Here is an 18,631-nt window from a genome sequence, read left to right as displayed (position 1 = left end):
TCAAGGCTCCAGGGTTGCCTGCAACTGCGCCAGGCCATCGTTCAGAGCCTGCTCCAGGTCGCGCTTGTAGCGCAGGTAGAGGAGGGTCGAGCCCCGTTCGTCATCGAGCAGTTCGGACAGGTCAAGATCTGTGATGTAACAGCGGTAGTGCCCGGCGCTGCGGCGCTGGCTGAGAATCTGTCGGGCGACCACGGTATAGAGCTCGCCGCCATGGTCAAGCTCGGAAAACTCCTGCTGATTGCAATAGAGCGTGACATGCATGTCATCGCCCGTGCCGGCCTGGAGGATGGCCTGCACCTCGTAATACGGCTGATCATTAAGGTCGTTTGGCGTTGGCCGCGGCTCTATGCTGCGTGCCTTGCCTGGCCCCGAGGGCAGCAGTTGCGCATAGTGGGTCTGCAATGGTGCTTGCTGCAGGTTGTCCAGCGGCACGCGTGCGTCGTGGCGCATTACCATCGAGCGCAGAAAGCGCTGCAGCGGCAGCAGCAGGTGGTTTTCGTCGTGCAAGGGCAGGCGTTGCTGCCACAGGGCATTGTACTCATCCAGCACATACAGGTCGGCCCAGCCCTCGAGCAGGCGGTAGAACACCTGGATGCAGCCGGGGCGTGCGTTTTCCAGTACCAGTGGCAGGTCGTGGTCCTGCAGGGCATTGGCATCCAGGTACAGCGGGCTGTAGGTGCTGCGTTCTTCGCCCAGGCATTCGAGTACGGCCTCATGCTCTGCGAGGGTGGTCAGGCTGACCTGGCCGGGCAGCAGTTCCAGCACGTGTGTGTGCTGCGCCACCTGGAGCAAGTAGCGGTGGTTGCGCCCCTGATCTAGCAACAGCTGCACCGTGTCGAAAATCTCCTCGACCCGCTGGCTGATGGCCTGGGCGCGGTTGTGGCAGAAACAGCGCACCCGCACGCGCGGCCGGTGGCTGCGCTGGCCGAGGCTGTTGAGGAAATCGCGCAGGCAACGTGCCAGGGAGTGCTCGCCGTCGTAGCGCTGGACCAACACTTCGTTCCAGCTGTTGAGAGTAATCTGGTCGAGGGTCAGCACCAGGTTTTCGCGAACGCCCGCGTAGCTCAGCGAGTCGGTTCGCTCGGTGGTCATCAGGATGTTCAAGTCGCGATGGTGTTGCAACGGATCGACACCGACGTTGACCAGCAGCAGAATCTCGTTGGCCACGCTCGGTTGCAACAGGCGCACTTCACTGACGGTTTCCAATGGCAGAGGGATGCTCTGCTGCAGGCTGCCGAGCAGGTTGAACAGCTCGAACTCGTTCAGGTCACTGGCGCCGGGGTGCAGCGCCAGGCGCGTGGTGCTGTCGATGACGCCGTTGCGGTGTGCCCAGGCCAGCAGCTCGATCAGCTCTCGGCAGCGTTTGATCGGGCTGAAGTGCTCCCATTCGTGAACACTGAGGTTACCGTTGTACAGGCCCCAGTGATGGCTGCCCGGTTCCTTGCGGTTCGGCGACTGGACCAGGGTCAGGGTGTCCTCGGCGAGGTCCGGGGCAATGCCGGGGTTGATCACTTCTATCTTGCCGGCACGGCGCTCGAACGCGGCATAAAGGCGCCGGCCCAGCACATTCAGGTCGCGCTGGTCGGCGCGGCTGCTGGCATTGTTGTTTTGCGCGAACTGGCTGAGGAAGCGGTAGCTATGGTTCAGCTCAGCAACCAGCTCGCGGCGCTCCACGGCGACCTGACGCACTTTCCATTGGCTGCGGCTGTCGAGCAACGCCAGTTGGCGCTCGTCCCAACCCCACTCATCGACCAGGCGTTTGAGCAACCGGCGCTGCCAGCCGTTGCTTCGTGCGCGGTCCAGGCCGCTGAGTTTCTTATTGACCTTCAGGTAAAGGCTGCGCCTTGCCAGCTCCAGCCGCCTGGTTTCACCGCGCGCCTGCAGGTAGCGTTCGATGCGCCGGTAAACCATTACATAGGGATCGAGCGCGTCGAGGTCGAGGTGGTTGGCAAATACCGCCTGCTTGTAGTCCAGGCTCAGGCAGCGCACGGCTGGATGTTCGCTGGCGTAGGCCTCGGTCAGCAACAGCTTGAGCAGTGACTTGTAAGGTGAGTCGATACCTTTGAACAGCTGCCACAGGCCAGCGCCGACGAATTCGCCGGCCGGGATGTGGGCCAGGTTGCCGAGATCGAGGGCATCGGTGCTGCGGATGAAACGCTTGGACAGCAAGGTTTCGGTATAGCTGCTGTAGTTGCGCTCTTCATACGCCGGCACCAGCCACCAAAGCGGTGTGCGCCCGGCCAGCCAGATGGCCGTGCGGTAGAACTCGTCGAGCAGCAGGTAATGCTGGGTGGTGCCACAATCGTCAGAGCTCAGCTGGCTGTCGCGCAGGCCTTGGGCGAAGCTTTGCGGGTCGATCAGGAAGCAGTGTGCTTCGGCGCCCAGGCTGGCGGCCCAGGTTTCGAGCAACTGGCATTTGCGTCGCAGTTCATCGAGCTGGCTGTCACCCAGGCCGGGGGCATGACAGACCCACAGGTCGATGTCGCTTTGCTCAGCCTGGGCCAGCGTTCCAAGGCTGCCCATCAGGAACAGGCCGTGGATTGGGCGGTTGGGGTTGCCCAGGCGTGTCTTGTACGTGAACGATCGCGCCAGCCGTTGGCCTTCGGCGACCAGGTTGGCATCGGGCTCGAAGCCCGATACGCCGGCCGGGGTGCTACCTGAAACATAGCCAGGCAGCAGCGGGTGGTTGACGTGAAACAGCAGTGGTAGCAGGGTCAACACCTGTTGCTGGCGGGTCGAAAGCCCATCCATGGCGCGCTGTAGCCGGCCTGTGTTCAATTGCAGAAACCGCGCACGCAATTTCGCCAGCACCTTGCGGTCGATGCCTTCGTCGATATCGGGGCGGATTTCGTGGGGGTGGGTCATTGCACACTCAGGGCAGGCCGGGGGAGCTCTGGCGAGTTTAGCCTGAGTAATGCACTCGGATAAGCGGCAATTGGAGTTTTGACGCCATTTTTCTTGCGCCTTGGCGGGCCCCATCGCCGGCTTGCCAGCGATGGGGCGGGGCAGGTTTATGCCGGCTGGGGCGACTTGAGAATGTTCAGCAACAGTTGCACGCTTTCGACTGCGTCATGCCCAAGGCTGGTGAGGTAACCGCCATCGGGCTGATCGGTCAATTGCTTTTCATGCAGGCGTCGAGCTGCTGCGACCAGCGCGGGGGAGGCATTGGCGTGAATCTTGATGCCTTCCTGGCTGCTGTCCAGGTTGAACAGGGCAAGGACTTCCAGTTCAGCAATCAGTTCGGGGGTGAAGGACATGGCGACTCCTGACTTCCAGACGAGGATGGCGGCACCGCCAGCGGTGCCTGACCCTGGAGTGTAGCCGGGTTATTCGTCCTCGCCTTGATCTGCCTCAGGTGGCAGCTCGGGCAGAGCGCGCAGGGCGGTTTCGTACCACTCGGTGTTGAACGGACGGTCCTCGTCGAGCATGTTGTCGATCTCGATGGCCAGCACGTGGGCCATGAGGTTGAGGATGTCTTCGCGCTCGTAGCCGACCAGGCTCAGCTTGTTGAACGTAGCCTTGGCTGCCGGCGGTTCGCCGCTTTCGATCTGGTTTTCGATGGCCTGGGTCAGCGTCGCCTCGGCGAAGGCTTCGTCGTCATTGTCGATGTCGGTGGGCTCGCTCATGGCGCTACTCCTGTGATTGGGCACACAGTGTGCCATGCCCGCGTCGGCAATGCCCGGTCATCGACCGGGTGCATGACGCTGGTCAGGCACTGGCGTAACGAGCTATAAAAGCCCGGCCAACCCCCTACGGCCTGGAGGCTGTTACCCCATGCTCAAGCTTCACGGATTCTCGGTCAGCAACTACTACAACATGGTCAAGCTGGCCCTGCTGGAAAAGGGCCTGCCGTTCGAAGAGGTCACCTTCTATGGTGGTCAGACGGCTCAGGCGCTGGACGTCAGCCCGCGCGGCAAAGTGCCGGTGCTGCAGACCGAACACGGCTTGCTCAGCGAAACCGGTGTGATTCTCGACTATATCGAGCAGACCCAGCCGGGTAAGGCGCTGCTGCCAGCCGATCCGTTCGAGCAGGCCAAGGTGCGCGAGCTGCTCAAGGAGATCGAGCTGTACATCGAGCTGCCGGCCCGTACCTGCTATGCCGAGTCGTTCTTTGGCGCGGCGGTAGAGCCCTTGATCAAGGAGCGCGCGCGTGCGGATCTGCTGGCGGGGTTCGCCACGTTGAAGCGCAATGGCCGTTTTGCACCCTATGTAGCCGGTGAACAACTGACGATTGCCGACCTGATGTTCTGCTTCTCGGTCGACCTGGCTTGTGCAGTAGGCAAGAAGGTGCTGAACGTCGACTTCTTCGCCGACTTCCCTGAGGCCAAGGCGCTGCTGCAGAAAATGCACGAAAACCCGCACATGGCGCGGATCGTGGCAGACAAGGAGGCGGCGATGCCGGCCTTCATGGAGATGATTCGCAGCGGTAAGCGCTGAAGACCAGGGCTGCCTTGCAGCCCAATCGCCGGCAAGCCGGCTCCTACTGGTACTGCACAGGGCTTGAAGCCGATGCGGTCGAGTGGGAGCCGGCTTGCCGGCGATCGAGGGCCAAGCCCTCGCAATGGCGCTTAGCGCGAAGCCAGCAGCGCCTTGCCACGTACAACGGCAGCGCGCACCTGCGCTGGCGCAGTGCCGCCAATGTGGTCGCGGGCATTCACCGAGCCTTCCAGGGTCAGCACGGCGAATACATCCTGCTCGATCTGGTCGCTGAACTGGCGCAGTTCGTCCAGGCTCATCTCGGCCAGGTCCTTGCCGGTGTCGACGCCATACTTCACGGCATGGCCGACGATTTCGTGGCAATCACGGAACGGCAGGCCGCGGCGCACCAGGTAGTCGGCCAGGTCGGTGGCGGTAGAGAAGCCGCGCAGGGCCGCTTCGCGCATGATCGCGTGGCGTGGCTTGATGGCTGGGATCATGTCGGCAAAGGCACGCAGCGAATCGCGCAGGGTATCGGCGGCGTCGAACAGCGGCTCCTTGTCTTCCTGGTTGTCCTTGTTGTAGGCCAGCGGCTGGCCTTTCATCAAGGTCAGCAGGCCGGTCAGGGCGCCGAACACACGGCCGCTCTTGCCACGCACCAGCTCCGGCACGTCCGGGTTCTTCTTCTGCGGCATGATCGAGCTGCCAGTGCAGAAACGGTCGGGCAGATCGACGAACTGGAACTGGGCGCTGGTCCACAGCACCAGCTCTTCGGAGAAGCGCGACAGGTGCATCATCGCCACGCTGGCGGCAGCGCAGAATTCGATGGCGAAATCACGGTCCGAAACGCCATCCAGCGAGTTGCCGGCAACGGCTTCGAAACCCAATAGCTTGCAGGTCAGCTCGCGGTCGATCGGGTAGGTGGTGCCAGCCAGCGCAGCGCTGCCCAGAGGCATGCGGTTGGCGCGCTTGCGGCAGTCGACCAGGCGCTCGTAGTCACGGCTGAGCATTTCGAACCAGGCCAGCAGGTGGTGGCCGAAGGTGACTGGCTGAGCGGTCTGCAGGTGGGTGAAGCCCGGCATGATGGTTTCGGCTTCACGCTCGGCCTGTTCCAGCAGGCCCTGCTGCAGGCGGGTGATCTCGGCCAGAATCAGGTCGATCTCGTCGCGCAGCCACAGGCGGATGTCGGTGGCGACCTGGTCGTTGCGGCTACGGCCGGTGTGCAGCTTCTTGCCGGTGATGCCGATGCGGTCGGTCAGGCGTGCTTCGATGTTCATGTGCACGTCTTCGAGGTCGACGCGCCAGTCGAAATTGCCGGCCTCGATTTCACCCTGGATGGTGTTCAGGCCATCGATGATGGTGTCGCGCTCGGCATCGCTGAGTACACCGACCTGCGCCAGCATGGTGGCGTGGGCGATCGAACCCATGATGTCGTGGCGGTACAGGCGCTTGTCGAAATCGACCGAGGCGGTGAAGCGGGCGACGAAGGCGTCGACGGGTTCACTGAAGCGGCCGCCCCAGGACTGATTGGTCTTGTCGGTGCTCATGGATTCACTCGTTGAAGGCGTGAACGAAAAAGTGGCGCCGATAATAGCAGGGTTGGGCTTGTGGCCGAAGGACGCCGGTCGACAGAAATCTGCAGAAAACAGCGCTCAATGCAGGCGAAGACGATATTCAACGATTGAACGGCAGTGTTCCACGGACCGTCTACAGTTGGACAAAGGACTGGCAGCGAATCTGCCGGCGCAGTGAATCTTTGGCCATCGTATTGGTCTAGAGCGTGACCGCAGTGTCGCTCGACCTGCAACTGTCTACGCTATACCTGTGCGAGACTCACTCAGGAATCCAGAGCAATTATGAATGTCCTGATCGTTGATGACGAACCCCAAGCCCGTGAACGCTTGACGCGGTTATTCGGGGAACTGGAGGGGTACACCGTGCTGGAGCCCAGCGCCACCAACGGCGAGGAGGCCCTGGCCCTGATCGAAAGCCTCAAGCCCGATGTGGTCCTGCTGGACATCGGCATGCCGGGCCTCGATGGCCTGCAGGTCGCGGCCCGCCTGTGCGAGCGCGAAGCGCCACCGTCGGTGGTGTTCTGCACCGGTGACGATGAATACGGCGCAGAGGCTTTCACGGACAGCACCCTCAGCCATGTAACCAAACCGATCCATCCCCATGCCCTGCGCGATGCCTTGCGCAAGGCTGAGAAACCCAGCCGTACGCAGTTGGCGGCGCTGACCCGGCCGGGCAGTGAAGGGGGTGGCCCGCGCAGCCATATCAGCGCGCGTACGCGCAAGGGCATCGAGCTGATCCCTTTGCCGCAGGTGATCTATTTCATCGCCGACCACAAATATGTGACGTTGCGCCATGAAGCAGGTGAAGTGCTGCTTGATGAGCCGCTCAAGGCCCTGGAAGATGAGTTCGGCGAACGCTTCGTGCGTATCCACCGCAACGCCCTGGTAGCCCGCGAGCGCATCGAACGCCTGCAGCGCACGCCGCTTGGGCATTTTCAACTGTTCCTCAAAGGCCTGGATGGTGATGCCTTGACTGTCAGCCGCCGGCATGTGGCTGGCGTACGCAAGATGATGCAGACGCTCTGAGCCCTGCAGGGCCCTCATCTCCGGCAAACGGCGATGAGGGCGCACAAGGCAAAACTGGATCGTGACCCACATCTGCTAGCGATACCGACGGAGCTGTTATCATCGGCGGCATTCCTAAGTATTGGGGCGTTCCATGTCCACTCGCGAAATCCGCATTGCCACCCGTAAAAGTGCCTTGGCCCTGTGGCAGGCCGAATACGTCAAAGCCCGCCTCGAACAGGCGCACCCTGGCCTTCTGGTGACTCTGGTGCCCATGGTCAGCCGCGGCGACAAACTGCTCGACGCGCCGCTGGCGAAGATCGGCGGCAAAGGCCTGTTCGTCAAGGAGCTGGAAACCGCCCTGCTGGACAATGAGGCCGACATCGCCGTGCATTCGATGAAGGACGTACCCATGGACTTCCCCGAAGGCCTGGGTCTGTACTGCATCTGTGAACGTGAAGACCCGCGCGATGCCTTCGTTTCCAACCATTTTCCCAGCCTTGAGGCTCTGCCTGCCGGTAGCATCGTCGGCACCTCCAGCCTGCGCCGTCAGGCCCAGTTGCTGGCGCGCCGCCCTGACCTGCAAATCCGCTTTCTGCGCGGCAACGTCAACACTCGCCTGGCCAAGCTCGATGCCGGTGAGTATGACGCCATCATCCTTGCCGCGGCGGGCCTGATCCGCCTGGGCTTCGAAGAGCGCATCACCGCCAGCATCAGCGTCGACGACAGCCTGCCGGCCGGTGGCCAGGGCGCAGTGGGCATCGAATGCCGTAGCGCAGACAGCGAGATCCATGCGCTGTTGGCGCCTTTGCACCACGCCGATACCGCTGACCGTGTGGTGGCCGAACGAGCGTTGAACAAGCACTTGAACGGCGGCTGCCAGGTACCGATTGCCTGCTATGCCGTGCTCGAAGGCGAGCAACTATGGCTGCGCGGGCTGGTTGGCCAGCCCAGCGGTGGGACCCTGCTGGTGGCTGACGCCCGTGCACCGCGGGCATCCGCCGAAACGTTGGGGGTGCAGGTGGCCGAAGACCTGCTGGGCCAAGGTGCCGCGGCCATTCTCAAGGAAGTCTACGGTGAGGCCGGGCACCCGTGAGCCCCTGGCGCCTGTTGCTGACCCGTCCTGAAGAGGACTGCGCGGCGCTGGCGCAGACGCTGGCAGCTGCCGGCATTGCCAGCGCCTGCCTGCCCTTGCTGGCGATCGAGCCAGTGCAACCGGACGCTCGGCAGCGCCAGCAGCTTGCCGGGCTAGGGCAGTGCCAGGCCATGATCGTGGTCAGTAAACCTGCAGCCAGGTTGCTGCTTGCGCAACTCGCACAAGCAGGGCTGCAGCCCCCTTCAGCCGGATGGTTCACTGTAGGTGAAGCCACGGCGGCGGTGTTGCAGTCTGCGGGGCTGACGGTGACTTACCCTGCACAGGGTGACGACAGCGAAGCCTTGCTCACGCTCCCGGCCTTGCACGAGGCTATGGCGGGGCCTGCGCCACGTGTCCTGATCGTGCGTGGTGTAGGGGGTCGCGAACTGCTGGCCGAGCGTCTTGCAGAGCAAGGTGCTAGTGTCGATTATCTGGAACTGTATCGTCGTTGTCTGCCGGTGTATCCGGCGGGCACGCTGGTGGGTCGCATCGAAGCGGAACGCCTGAACGGCGTGGTGGTCAGCAGTGGGCAGGGTCTTGAACACCTGCAACGGATGGCCGCTGCCGATTGGCCGCGTGTGGCGCGCTTGCCATTGTTCGTGCCGAGCCCCAGGGTGGCCGAGCAGGCCAGGGCCGCAGGGGCACAACAGATTGTGGATTGCCGTGGCGCGAGTGCCACGGCCTTGCTGGCAGCCGTGCAGCGCAGCGCTGCACCTGCCTCTTAAGGCGCTAAGCTCAGAGCGACGCGCCCCCATGCAAAGGATGGATACGTGAGCGAAACTGTCTTGTCCCACAATGATCAGCCGTCGGCGCAGGAGCCGACGCAACCCGTCACCCCCCCACCTGCCAAACGTTCCGGCACAGGCCTGGCCTTGCTGGCATTGTTGGTGGGTGCCGCTGGGGTCGCAGTGGGCGGGTGGGGTGTCTGGCAGGTGCGGCATCTGCAAGGCAGTGAGCTGAGCCAGGGTGAGCACCTCGAGGCGCTTAGCCAGCGTGCCGCTGCACTGCAGCAGCGCGAGCAACAGATCAGTGCCCAGTTGGCCAGCCTGCCGGCAGCCAGCGAACTGGAAGACCGCCGCCGCCTGGTGGCGCAGTTGCAGGGTGACCAGCAGCGCTTGAGCCAGCGGCTTGAAACCGTGCTTGGCGAAAGCCGCAAGGAATGGCGCCTGGCCGAGGCCGAGCACCTGTTGCGCCTGGCCACCCTGCGGCTTTCGGCCCTGCAGGACATCACCAGCGCCAAGGCCCTGGTCGAAGGCGCCGACGAAATCCTGCGCGAGCAGAGCGACCCTGGCTCGTTTGCCGCGCGGGAGCAGTTGGCGCGTAGCCTGGCAACGCTCAACAGCACCCAGCAGCCGGACCGTACCGGTTTGTATCTGAAGCTGGCTGCCCAGCGGGAGTTGGTGCAGCAGCTCAACGCCCAGTCGCCGGAATTCGACAGCGATGCCGATGCCGTCGGTGCTTTGACCGCCGATGGCGATGGCGCCAGCCGCCTGGCGCAGTGGTGGGCGGAGATTTCCAAGTACTTCCAGATCGATTTCAACGCCGACGACAACGTCCGTCCGTTGCTGGCCGGGCAGTCGCTCAACCAGTTGCGCCTGGCCCTGAGCCTGACCATCGAGCAAGCCCAGTGGGCTGCGCTCAATGGCGACGCCAAGGTCTACACCCAGGCGCTGGATGATGCGCGCAGTGTGCTGGTGGCCAATTTCAACGCTGACAACCCGCAGAGCAAGGCCATGCTCGAAAGCCTCAATGCGCTGGCCGAGCAACCGGTGTCGGTGGTTACCCCGGACCTGAGCGAAAGCCTGGCTGCGGTGCAGGCGTATATCCAGCGCCGCCATCTGCCTGCCGAGGGTGAGGGGAGCAAGCCATGAAACGTGTGTACCTGCTGGCCGTGCTGGCGATCGTGATCGCTGCGGCACTGGGCATCGCGGTGGCCAAGCACAGCGGCTACGTATTGATTTCCTACGGTGGCTTCCGTTACCAGTCCGGGCTGTGGGCGGCGCTCGCGGCGCTGGTTGCCGTGCTCGCACTGTTGTGGCTGCTGCGCTATCTGGTTGGGCTGGTGCTGACGTCCAGTGGTGTGGTCAACCCCTGGTCGCGACGCAACCGCAGCCGCCGCATTCGCATCGCAATCGAGCAGGGCCAGCTGGACCTCGCCGAGGGTCGTTGGGCCAGCGCCCAACGTCACTTGCACCGCGCTGCCGAGGCCGAACGCCAGCCATTGCTGTATTACCTCGGTGCCGCGCGTGCGGCCAATGAACAGGGGCGAACGGAAGACAGGGACAACCTGCTCGAGCGTGCACTGGAGCGTCAGCCCCAGGCGGAACTGGCGGTCGCCCTGGCCCATGCGCAATTGCAGATGGACCGTGGCGAAAGCGATGGCGCCCTGGAAGCCCTGCTGGCCATGCAGGAGCGGCACCCGCACAACAATCAGGTCTTGCGCTTGTTGCAGCGCCTGTATCTGGAGCGCGGCGACTGGTCGGCGTTGATTCGCCTGTTGCCCGACTTGCGCAAGGGCAAAGTGCTGCCGGCCGAGGAACTCGCTGCACTGGAACAGCGTGCCTGGGGTCAGAACCTGGGGCTTGCGGCGACCCGTGGCGACGATGAGCAAAGCGCCCGTCAGTCGTTGGAGCGCGCCTGGCAACAGCTGACTGCGGCCCAGCGTCAGGAGCCCCGGTTGGTGCTGGCTTATGCCGAACAACTGCGCCAGGTGGGCGCTCAAGGCGAAGCCGAACAGGTACTACGCGCTGCCCTCAAGCGTGACTACGAAAGCCACCTTGCGCGCCTGTATGGCCTGGTGCGCGGCGATGATCCGGCGCGTCAACTGCAAACAGCCGAGGGCTGGCTCAAGGCGCATCCCCAGGACCCGAGCCTGTTGCTGACGCTTGGACGCCTTTGCTTGCAGAACCGCCTTTGGGGCAAGGCGCGCGATTACCTGGAAAGCAGCTTGCGCATGGAGCGCAACCCGGAAACCTGCGCCGAACTGGCCCGGCTGCTGGCTGGCCTCGGTGAGACCGAACGCAGTAACCAGCTGTTCCAGGAAGGCCTGGGCCTGCTTGATGAGCGGTTGTTGGCCCTGCCATTGCCCGAGGCCGTGCGCGCCTGAGAGGCCCCATGAGCCCGCACTGAAGGCGGGCTCATGGGGTGGTTGGTGAGTCTCGCGATACCTGTTTTCTTCTGTAATACGCTTCGCAAGAAATTTCCCACAATGCGAGTGGAAATTTCTTCTACCCCTCAGTGACTTATCTCCCCTGTAGTGCCTTGAAACAAAGCACATCTTTCCTCTACCGTTCCAAGCCACTCAATTTGCCCCGGGACCACCACCTTTCATGTTGCCGGCCCGCTTGCGCACGTTTTTTCTACCGGCCTGCCTTGCCTCGTTGGCGGTGCTGGTCGCGTCCTTTTACCTGGAGCGCACCCTCGGTCTGGTGCCTTGCCCGCTGTGCTTCAGCCAGCGGTTTCTGTTGGGTGTGTATGCCATGATCTGCCTGTGTGCGGCTGTGCATGCGTCGGGCGTTGCCGCTGTGTGCCAGTATGCGCGAGCAGCCCTGGGCTGTTCGGCAGCCGGGGCCCTGCTGGCGGCCAGGCATGTCTGGATACAAGGGGAAATTGGTACAAGCCACGAGTGCCCGGCGCCTTTCTGGCATGTAGTGGAAAGCTCCTGGCGTGAAGCGGCCCGTCAACTCTTGCTCGGCGGCCCCGATTGCAGCTCGTTGACCTGGAGCTTTCTTGACCTGACCTTGCCCGAATGGAGCCTGCTGGCCTTCTTGCTGCTGGCAGTGCTGCCCTTGACCTGCCTGCTGGCGTATCGTTTCCGCACACTGGGCAAAGCTTGAGTTGGCGCGGCTGCGGTAGCCGGCACGACCAGTGGTGATACCCCAGGGTATTAAACACTTGTATGAACTTTGTCTGCTGCGTACCTTGAAGGGCAGCACGCGCGGGAATAATCTCCCAGCACGCATACCAAAAACACAACTGCTCGATGCCGTCCTGCTGATGTCACCTTTGTACCGCACGATCGGGGTGCGAGGTGCAGCGGCATCTACCCAGAAGGGAAGAGATCGCCATGCTCGATAGTTGTCAGAACGCCCAGGAACGCTGGGGTGGGGTTCACAAGCTGATCGACACCTGGCTCAAGGAGCGGGAGGAGTTGGTTCAGGCCTTCGGTGCCTTGCGCGATGCCAAGCCGGCATTTGCGGACAAGGACAAGAGCCGCGACTTTTGTGCGGTGCTTGTCGATTACGTGTCAGCCTGGCATTTCGAGGTCAGTGAACAACTGGTCACCGAGGCCAAGGCGTTTGGTGACCAGAAAGCGCTGAAGCTGGCTGAAGAGATCAACCCGCGGATCAATGACATTACCCAGATTGCGCTGGCTTTCAATGACCATTGCGAGAAAGGTGATTGCAAGGACACTGAGCGCTTCGCCGATAAACTCGGCAAGCTCGGCAGCCTGCTGCACGAACGCTTCGAGCTCGAAGACTGCCTGATCGAGGTGTTGCACAACGCGCACAAGGAAGAAGACGCGGTCCAGGCCTGAGGGTCGACGTCAGCCGCCGACCGCCAGCAGCTCGATTTCGAACACCAGAGGTGTATAGGGCGCGATCAGATTACCCGCGCCCTCGGCACCGTAGGCTTGTGCCGAGGGGATCACCAGGCGCCATTTCGCTCCTGCTTTCATGTGTGGCAACGCCACCTGCCACCCTTCGATGACCGAGTCCAGGCTGAACCACTGTGGCTGCAGGTTCTGATCGAACACCGTGCCGTCAGGCAACTTGCCTACATAGCGTACTTGCACCTTGCCCTTGGGGTTGGGCTGCGCGCCGATACCACTTTTCAGTTCACTGTAGAGCACGCCCTCAGGCAGCTCATGCACACCGGCGCGTGCGCGTTCATTGGCCATGAAACGCGCCTCGATAGCTTGCAGTTTTTCCACTTCGGCTTGCACGGCGGCGTTGTTCGCCTGTTCTTCATGCTGCTGAAGAATGGCTTGCATGCGAGCCTTGTCGAGTTTGAGGGGCTGGTTCTGATAGGACTGGCGAAGGCCTTCAACCAACGCCTCCAGCTGCAATCCAGGCACTTCCTGGCGCAGTCGCTCTCCAAGGCTGGCGCCCAGGCTGTAGGCCACGTCGTGATCGCTGGCAGGAGCCGTTTCGGGGGCGGCGAGTGCGATAGGAGCCGCCAGGCACAGGCCGATAAAAAGATAACGAGGCATGGTCAACTCCGAGCTCAAGAGCTGCGAAGTATGCCAGCCTTGTTGCTTCGATTTGCGTAAATGTCGGCAACGATTTGCTAAGCAACTACACTTTCACGCAGCTGCAAGACAACAACTTTGCCCAGGCATGCAACGCGGCGCCAACGATACTGTCAACATGCCCTAGCGGCGGTAGCAGCACAAGCATAGTATTAGCCGCAAACTCGTCAGCCAGGAGGTAAACCATGTCGGCCAAGAAGAAGCCTGTAAGTACGCCGTTACACCTGCTCCAGCAACTTTCGGGCAGCTTGCTCGAACACTTGGAAGATGCCTGCTCGCAAGCGCTGGCTGATGCGGAAAAACTGCTGGCAAAGTTGGAAAAGCAGCGCGGCAAGGCCCAGGAAAAACTGCACAACGGTCGCCTGAAGTTGCAGGACGCGGCCAAGGCAGGTAAAGCCAAGGCCCAGGGCAAAGCCCAGAAAGCCATTGGTGAACTTGAGTCGTTGCTCGACTCGCTCAAAGAGCGTCAGACGCAAACCCGTACTTATATTCAGCAACTCAAACGCGATGCCCAGGAAAGCCTGAAGCTGGCCCAGGGTGTAGGCAAGGTGCGTGAGGCTGCTGGCAAGGCACTGGACCAGCGGGCTGTGGCAGCCAAATCGGCTAAGCCAGCCACTGCAAAAGCGCCTGCCAGAGCAGCGGCCAAACCTGCAGCAAGGCCGGCCGCCAAAGCTGCCGCAAAAGCGCCTGCCAAGGCCGCCGCTGCCAAGGCGCCGTCGCGCGCTGCTGCCAAGCCTGCTGCCGTAAAAGCCCCGGCCAAGGCTGCGGCTAAACCTGCAGCCAAACCGGCCGCTGCCAAAGTGGCTGCAGCCAAGGCGCCATCGCGCGCTGCTGCGGCCAAGCCAGCTACCACCAAGGCCCCGGCCAAAACCGCTGCTGCCAAGCCTGCCGCCAAACCAGCCGCTTCCAAAGGGGCTGCGGCTAAACCGGCCGCGGCCAAAGCGCCGGCTAAAACCACTGCAGCCAAGCCCGCTGCGAAAGCTGCCGCCAAGCCTGCAGCCAAGCCCGCTGCGAAAGCTGCCGCCAAGCCTGCAGCCAAGCCTGCAGCCAAGCCAGCCGCCAAAGCTCCGGCCAAGGCTGCGGCCAAACCTGCCGCTGCCAAGCCGGTCGCCAGCAAACCGGCTGAAGCCAAGCCGGCTACGCCTGCGGTGACCAACTCGGCAGGCCCCGCTACCCCGGCGCCGTCCTCGGCACCGGCAAGCACCTCGTCTCAGACGCCGTCTTCGGCCTCCTGAAGCCCTGTGGCGGCGACTCGCAGCTGAGCCAGCGAGTCGTGGCCACGGACCTGGTCGGGCGCCAGCCTGGCCAGCCAATCGTCTGCGGGCTCAAGCGAGCCCGTGGGCCATTGCCTTGCGCATTCTTCAAGGCGTTGCAGCAAGCGCTTCTCCGCCTGCAGTTCCAAGCCCTTTACGTGCTCACGCAACGCCTCCAGGTGCAGGTCATGCTGTGCGGCCGTCCGCCATTGCTGGCGCAAACTGCGTAGCGGCGTTACCACTTCAGTTTGCCAAGGCTCGGCAATTGCGCGCAAAGCGTCGATTCGCCCGGCTTCTACGGCGACACCTCGGGTTTGCAGCCAGCTCGCGCACAGCAACAGGCACACATCGCCCCCCTCGGCCTGCACGCTCAGGCAAGCCGCTTCGACTCCCGGCCGGGCATACAGGGCCAGGGCGTAATTCCACAGGTCGGTGTACATGATTCCACTTACGCTCCGGGTCGAGGAAGCTGGTAGACTCCGCGACCATCATGATCAGACTATCCAACCTCACTTTACAGCGTGGTCCGCAGCGCTTGCTAGAAGGCGCCGAGATGACCCTGCACGCCGGTCACAAGGCCGGCCTGATCGGCGCTAACGGCGCCGGAAAATCCAGCCTGTTCGCCTTGCTGCGCGGTGAGCTGTCGCCTGATGGTGGCGACTGCCAGCTGCCGGGTGACTGGCGCATCGCCCACATGCGTCAGGAGGTCGATACGCTCGATCGCCTGGCCGTGGACTATGTGCTCGATGGCGACGCGCGCCTGCGCAAGGTCCAGACCGAGCTCGCCGTGGCCGAGACGGCCCACGACGGCACGGCCCTGGCACGCCTGCACAGTGAGCTGGAAAGCGCTGACGGCTATACCGCCGATGCCCGTGCGCGCAAATTGCTGGCCGGTCTTGGTTTTACCAACGAGCAGATGGACCGCCGCGTCGGCGACTTCTCCGGTGGCTGGCGGATGCGTCTGAACCTGGCCCAGGCCCTGATGTGCCCATCCGACCTGCTGCTGCTCGACGAACCGACCAACCACCTGGACCTCGATGCGATCCTGTGGCTCGAAGACTGGCTCAAGGGCTACCCGGGCACGCTGTTGCTGATTTCCCACGACCGCGATTTCCTGGATGCTGTTGTCGATCATGTATTGCACGTCGAGCAGCGCAAGCTGAACCTGTACAAGGGTGGCTATACCGCCTTCGAACGCACCCGTGCCGAGCGCCTGGCGCAGCAGCAGCAAGCCTACGAGAAGCAACAGGCCCAGCGTGCGCACATGGAAAAGTACATTGCCCGCTTCAAGGCCCAAGCCACCAAGGCCCGTCAGGCGCAGAGCCGGATCAAGGCCCTGGAGCGCATGGAAGAGCTGTCGGCGGCGCACGTCGATTCGCCGTTCGACTTCGTTTTCCGTGAATCGCAGAAGATTTCCAGCCCGTTGCTGAGCCTTTCCGAAGGCTGTCTGGGCTATGGCGACAAGGCGATCCTCGACAAGGTCAAGCTGCAGCTGGTGCCCGGTGCGCGCATCGGCCTGCTGGGCCCTAACGGCGCCGGCAAGTCGACCCTGATCAAGAACCTTGCCGGCGAACTAGCGCCGCTGTCGGGCCGCCTGGTGCTGGGTGAGAACCTGGCAGTCGGTTACTTCGCCCAGCATCAGCTGGACTCGCTGGACGACAAGGCCAGCCCGCTGTTGCACTTGCAGCGCATTGCGCCGGCCGAGCGCGAGCAGACCCTGCGTGACTTCCTCGGCGGGTTCGACTTCCATGGCGACCGCGTGGACGAGCCGGTGGTGAATTTCTCCGGGGGCGAAAAAGCCCGCCTGGCGCTGGCCCTGATCGCCTGGGAGCGGCCAAACCTGCTGCTGCTCGACGAACCGACCAACCACCTGGACCTGGAAATGCGCCTGGCGCTGACCATGGCGTTGCAGGAGTTTGCCGGTGCCGTGGTAGTCGTGTCCCACGACCGTCACCTGCTCAAGAGCACCACCGACGATTTCCTGCTGGTGGCCGATGGCAAGGTCGATACCTTCGATGGTGACCTGGACGACTACAGCCGTTGGCTGGTCGAGTACCGGCAGCGCAGCGCACCGGCGAGCAACGCGCCGGCCAACCCGGACAAGACCGACAAGAAGGCCCAGCGCCAGGCCGCCGCTGCCTTGCGCCAGCAACTGGCACCGCACAAGAAGGCTGCCGACAAGCTGGAGGCCGAGCTCAACCAGGTGCATGCGCAACTGGCCGAGATCGAAACCGCCTTGGGCGACAGCGGCCTCTACGAGGTGGCGCGCAAAGATGAACTGCGCGACCTGCTGGCCCGCCAGAGCAAGCTCAAGCAGCGTGAAGGCGAACTCGAGGAAGGCTGGATGCAAGCCCTGGAAACGTTGGAGAGCATGCAGGCCGAGCTTGAGGCGCTGTCCTGAAGCTTGGGTTGGCGCAGGCTTGAGGGCCAGATCGCTATAGGATTTGCGGATGTCAGGCCGGGCATTTACAGCACACCCGAAATACCCGGCTTGCCTTTGGACTCTGCAAAATTCGCTGGTTATTTTTTCGCCAAAACCTTAGCTTAACGTTTTGCAACATATGTTCGAGCGAGGTGTGTGATGTCGATGGAAGTGTGGTTGGGCTTCTTTGCCGCGTGTTGGGTGATCAGCCTTTCACCCGGGGCCGGGGCGATCGCCTCGATGTCCAGCGGCCTGCAATATGGTTTCTGGCGCGGCTACTGGAACGCGCTGGGCCTGCAGATTGGCCTGGTCGTGCAGATTGCCATCATCGCAGCGGGTGTCGGCGCCATCCTTGCCGCTTCCGCTACAGCGTTCACCATCATCAAATGGTTCGGCGTCGCCTACCTGGTCTACCTGGCCTACAAGCAATGGCGCGCTTTGCCGATGGACATGACCGATGAGTCCGCCGTGCGTCCGATCGGCAAGCCGTTGAGCCTGGTGTTCCGAGGTTTCCTGGTCAACGTCAGCAACCCCAAGGCGCTGGTGTTCATGCTCGCTGTACTGCCGCAGTTCATCAACCCGCATGCTCCGCTGTTGCCACAATACGTGGCGATCACGGTCACCATGGTCACCGTCGACATGCTGGTGATGGCGGGTTATACCGGCTTGGCTTCGCGGGTGCTGCGCCTGTTGCGCACCCCCAAGCAACAGAAGCGTTTGAACCGGACGTTCGCGGGCTTGTTCATTGGTGCTGCCACGTTCCTGGCGACCTTGCGCCGCGCACCTGTCTGACCGATTTGCGGGGCCTTGCGCAGGCCCCTCATTTCTCTCGGTCCATCATCCCCTTGAGCAAGTCCAACGGCATCGGAAACACGATGGTCGATGTCTTGTCCCCGGCAATCGACCCCAGCGTCTGCATGTAGCGCAACTGCATGGCCCCCGGCTCCTTGCTGAGCATCTGCGCGGCCTGCATCAACTTCTCCGACGCCTGCAGTTCCCCTTCGGCGTGGATGACCTTGGCCCGGCGTTCACGCTCGGCTTCGGCCTGACGGGCAATGGCGCGGACCATCGATTCGTTGAGGTCGACGTGCTTGATCTCGACGTTGGCCACCTTGATGCCCCAGGCATCGGTTTGCGCGTCCAGCACCTGGCGGATATCCAGGTTCAACTGCTCGCGCTCGGCCAGCAGCTCGTCAAGTTCGTGCTTACCCAGCACCGCGCGTAGCGTTGTCTGTGCCAGCTGGCTGGTGGCGACCAGGAAGTCTTCGACCTGGATGATCGCCTTCTGAGGGTCGAGCACGCGGAAATACAGCACCGCATTGACCTTCACTGACACGTTGTCGCGGGTGATCACATCCTGCGGCGGTACATCCAGCACCACGGTGCGCAGGTCCACCCGAACCATCTGCTGGATCACGGGGATGAGCAGGATCAGCCCTGGGCCTTTGACCTGCCAGAAGCGCCCCAGCTGGAACACCACGCCGCGCTCGTATTCGCGCAAGATACGAAACGCCGACAGCAGTAAGACGCCCAGCAGCATCAGCAGGGCGCCGAAACCCAATTGCATGAACATCG

The 18,631-nt window shown here is 62.8% G+C and carries 18 protein-coding genes; 11 read left to right on the top strand and 7 right to left on the bottom strand.

What is annotated here, in order from left to right; genetic code table 11:
• From IWW33_RS10000 to IWW33_RS09990, 3 genes are all read right to left on the bottom strand, one after another.
• Complete coding sequence (locus IWW33_RS10000) at window positions 1–2,865, bottom strand: class I adenylate cyclase (protein WP_174141052.1); 2,865 nt, start codon at window positions 2,863–2,865, stop codon at window positions 1–3.
• 146 nt (window positions 2,866–3,011) lie between these two features.
• The gene (locus tag IWW33_RS09995; RefSeq protein WP_012312198.1) at window positions 3,012–3,257 is read right to left on the bottom strand and encodes a TIGR02647 family protein; all 246 of its coding nucleotides are present in this window, start codon (window positions 3,255–3,257) and stop codon (window positions 3,012–3,014) included.
• A gap of 69 nt (window positions 3,258–3,326) precedes the next feature.
• Window positions 3,327–3,626, bottom strand: coding sequence for a hypothetical protein (locus IWW33_RS09990; RefSeq protein ID WP_046786954.1), 300 nt, complete (start codon window positions 3,624–3,626; stop codon window positions 3,327–3,329).
• Window positions 3,627–3,774: 148 nt separating this feature from the next.
• Here IWW33_RS09990 and IWW33_RS09985 point away from each other — a divergent pair, with 148 nt between their 5' ends.
• A complete protein-coding gene (locus IWW33_RS09985) occupies window positions 3,775–4,437 on the top strand; it encodes a glutathione S-transferase (RefSeq protein ID WP_174141051.1) in 663 nt (220 codons plus the stop codon).
• A 131-nt stretch (window positions 4,438–4,568) separates the two neighbouring features.
• Here the strand turns inward: IWW33_RS09985 and argH are convergent, their stop codons facing one another.
• Complete coding sequence (argH, locus tag IWW33_RS09980) at window positions 4,569–5,963, bottom strand: argininosuccinate lyase (protein ID WP_115273312.1); 1,395 nt, start codon at window positions 5,961–5,963, stop codon at window positions 4,569–4,571.
• Window positions 5,964–6,272: 309 nt separating this feature from the next.
• On the opposite strand from argH, the gene IWW33_RS09975 reads away from it, so the two are divergent.
• The 7 genes from IWW33_RS09975 to IWW33_RS09950 all read left to right on the top strand — a co-directional run bounded on the left by IWW33_RS09975 (window position 6,273) and on the right by IWW33_RS09950 (window position 12,667).
• A complete protein-coding gene (locus tag IWW33_RS09975) occupies window positions 6,273–7,016 on the top strand; it encodes a LytTR family DNA-binding domain-containing protein (RefSeq protein WP_115273313.1) in 744 nt (247 codons plus the stop codon).
• Window positions 7,017–7,149: 133 nt separating this feature from the next.
• Complete coding sequence (hemC, locus tag IWW33_RS09970; RefSeq protein ID WP_046786957.1) at window positions 7,150–8,091, top strand: hydroxymethylbilane synthase; 942 nt, start codon at window positions 7,150–7,152, stop codon at window positions 8,089–8,091.
• Window positions 8,088–8,855, top strand: a complete 768-nt coding sequence (locus IWW33_RS26610) for a uroporphyrinogen-III synthase (protein ID WP_115273314.1) — start codon at window positions 8,088–8,090, stop codon at window positions 8,853–8,855. Before hemC ends, IWW33_RS26610 begins: the two co-directional genes overlap by 4 nt.
• Before the next feature lie 45 nt (window positions 8,856–8,900).
• Complete coding sequence (locus IWW33_RS26605) at window positions 8,901–10,001, top strand: uroporphyrinogen-III C-methyltransferase (RefSeq protein WP_251962106.1); 1,101 nt, start codon at window positions 8,901–8,903, stop codon at window positions 9,999–10,001.
• On the top strand, window positions 9,998–11,236 hold the full coding sequence (locus IWW33_RS09960; protein WP_046786960.1) for a heme biosynthesis protein HemY: 1,239 nt from the start codon (window positions 9,998–10,000) through the stop codon (window positions 11,234–11,236). The genes IWW33_RS26605 and IWW33_RS09960 overlap by 4 nt, the downstream gene beginning before the upstream one ends.
• Before the next feature lie 223 nt (window positions 11,237–11,459).
• Window positions 11,460–11,966 (top strand): disulfide bond formation protein B, encoded by a 507-nt coding sequence (locus IWW33_RS09955; RefSeq protein ID WP_046786961.1) that lies wholly within the window; start codon window positions 11,460–11,462, stop codon window positions 11,964–11,966.
• A 230-nt stretch (window positions 11,967–12,196) separates the two neighbouring features.
• A complete protein-coding gene (locus IWW33_RS09950) occupies window positions 12,197–12,667 on the top strand; it encodes an Rsd/AlgQ family anti-sigma factor (RefSeq protein WP_046786962.1) in 471 nt (156 codons plus the stop codon).
• Window positions 12,668–12,676: 9 nt separating this feature from the next.
• Here the strand turns inward: IWW33_RS09950 and IWW33_RS09945 are convergent, their stop codons facing one another.
• Complete coding sequence (locus IWW33_RS09945; RefSeq protein WP_115273316.1) at window positions 12,677–13,342, bottom strand: FKBP-type peptidyl-prolyl cis-trans isomerase; 666 nt, start codon at window positions 13,340–13,342, stop codon at window positions 12,677–12,679.
• A 224-nt stretch (window positions 13,343–13,566) separates the two neighbouring features.
• Between IWW33_RS09945 and IWW33_RS09940 the strand changes: the two genes are divergently transcribed.
• Window positions 13,567–14,616: an AlgP family protein gene (locus IWW33_RS09940; protein ID WP_174141050.1), complete on the top strand. Its 1,050-nt coding sequence runs from the start codon at window positions 13,567–13,569 to the stop codon at window positions 14,614–14,616.
• Here IWW33_RS09940 and IWW33_RS09935 read toward each other — a convergent pair.
• A complete protein-coding gene (locus IWW33_RS09935; RefSeq protein WP_174141049.1) occupies window positions 14,592–15,074 on the bottom strand; it encodes a TIGR02444 family protein in 483 nt (160 codons plus the stop codon). The genes IWW33_RS09940 and IWW33_RS09935 overlap by 25 nt on opposite strands.
• 50 nt (window positions 15,075–15,124) lie before the next feature.
• Between IWW33_RS09935 and IWW33_RS09930 the strand changes: the two genes are divergently transcribed.
• Window positions 15,125–17,035 carry an ATP-binding cassette domain-containing protein gene (locus IWW33_RS09930; protein WP_115273319.1) on the top strand — a complete coding sequence of 637 codons (1,911 nt, stop codon included), beginning with the start codon at window positions 15,125–15,127 and terminating at the stop codon, window positions 17,033–17,035.
• A gap of 180 nt (window positions 17,036–17,215) precedes the next feature.
• Window positions 17,216–17,848, top strand: coding sequence for a LysE family transporter (locus IWW33_RS09925; RefSeq protein WP_012312213.1), 633 nt, complete (start codon window positions 17,216–17,218; stop codon window positions 17,846–17,848).
• 28 nt (window positions 17,849–17,876) lie between these two features.
• Here IWW33_RS09925 and IWW33_RS09920 read toward each other — a convergent pair whose 3' ends face one another.
• Window positions 17,877–18,629, bottom strand: a complete 753-nt coding sequence (locus tag IWW33_RS09920; protein WP_012312214.1) for a slipin family protein — start codon at window positions 18,627–18,629, stop codon at window positions 17,877–17,879.
• Window positions 18,630–18,631 lie beyond the last annotated feature (2 nt).

Origin of the sequence: Pseudomonas sp. M2, assembly GCF_015751845.1 — a bacterium.
In the GTDB taxonomy this organism is placed as follows: Bacteria; Pseudomonadota; Gammaproteobacteria; order Pseudomonadales; family Pseudomonadaceae; genus Aquipseudomonas; species Aquipseudomonas putida_E.
Note: the sequence above shows the minus strand (reverse complement) of the source record. Positions and strands in the feature narration are given on the sequence as shown.

Coding starts and splice junctions, on each gene's coding strand:
- IWW33_RS10000 (WP_174141052.1), bottom strand. CDS start 2,865: ATGACCCACCCCCACGAAATCCGCCCCGATATCGACGAAGGCATCGAC.
- IWW33_RS09995 (WP_012312198.1), bottom strand. CDS start 3,257: ATGTCCTTCACCCCCGAACTGATTGCTGAACTGGAAGTCCTTGCCCTG.
- IWW33_RS09990 (WP_046786954.1), bottom strand. CDS start 3,626: ATGAGCGAGCCCACCGACATCGACAATGACGACGAAGCCTTCGCCGAG.
- IWW33_RS09985 (WP_174141051.1), top strand. CDS start 3,775: ATGCTCAAGCTTCACGGATTCTCGGTCAGCAACTACTACAACATGGTC.
- argH (WP_115273312.1), bottom strand. CDS start 5,963: ATGAGCACCGACAAGACCAATCAGTCCTGGGGCGGCCGCTTCAGTGAA.
- IWW33_RS09975 (WP_115273313.1), top strand. CDS start 6,273: ATGAATGTCCTGATCGTTGATGACGAACCCCAAGCCCGTGAACGCTTG.
- hemC (WP_046786957.1), top strand. CDS start 7,150: ATGTCCACTCGCGAAATCCGCATTGCCACCCGTAAAAGTGCCTTGGCC.
- IWW33_RS09960 (WP_046786960.1), top strand. CDS start 9,998: ATGAAACGTGTGTACCTGCTGGCCGTGCTGGCGATCGTGATCGCTGCG.
- IWW33_RS09955 (WP_046786961.1), top strand. CDS start 11,460: ATGTTGCCGGCCCGCTTGCGCACGTTTTTTCTACCGGCCTGCCTTGCC.
- IWW33_RS09950 (WP_046786962.1), top strand. CDS start 12,197: ATGCTCGATAGTTGTCAGAACGCCCAGGAACGCTGGGGTGGGGTTCAC.
- IWW33_RS09945 (WP_115273316.1), bottom strand. CDS start 13,342: ATGCCTCGTTATCTTTTTATCGGCCTGTGCCTGGCGGCTCCTATCGCA.
- IWW33_RS09940 (WP_174141050.1), top strand. CDS start 13,567: ATGTCGGCCAAGAAGAAGCCTGTAAGTACGCCGTTACACCTGCTCCAG.
- IWW33_RS09935 (WP_174141049.1), bottom strand. CDS start 15,074: ATGTACACCGACCTGTGGAATTACGCCCTGGCCCTGTATGCCCGGCCG.
- IWW33_RS09930 (WP_115273319.1), top strand. CDS start 15,125: ATGATCAGACTATCCAACCTCACTTTACAGCGTGGTCCGCAGCGCTTG.
- IWW33_RS09925 (WP_012312213.1), top strand. CDS start 17,216: ATGTCGATGGAAGTGTGGTTGGGCTTCTTTGCCGCGTGTTGGGTGATC.
- IWW33_RS09920 (WP_012312214.1), bottom strand. CDS start 18,629: ATGTTCATGCAATTGGGTTTCGGCGCCCTGCTGATGCTGCTGGGCGTC.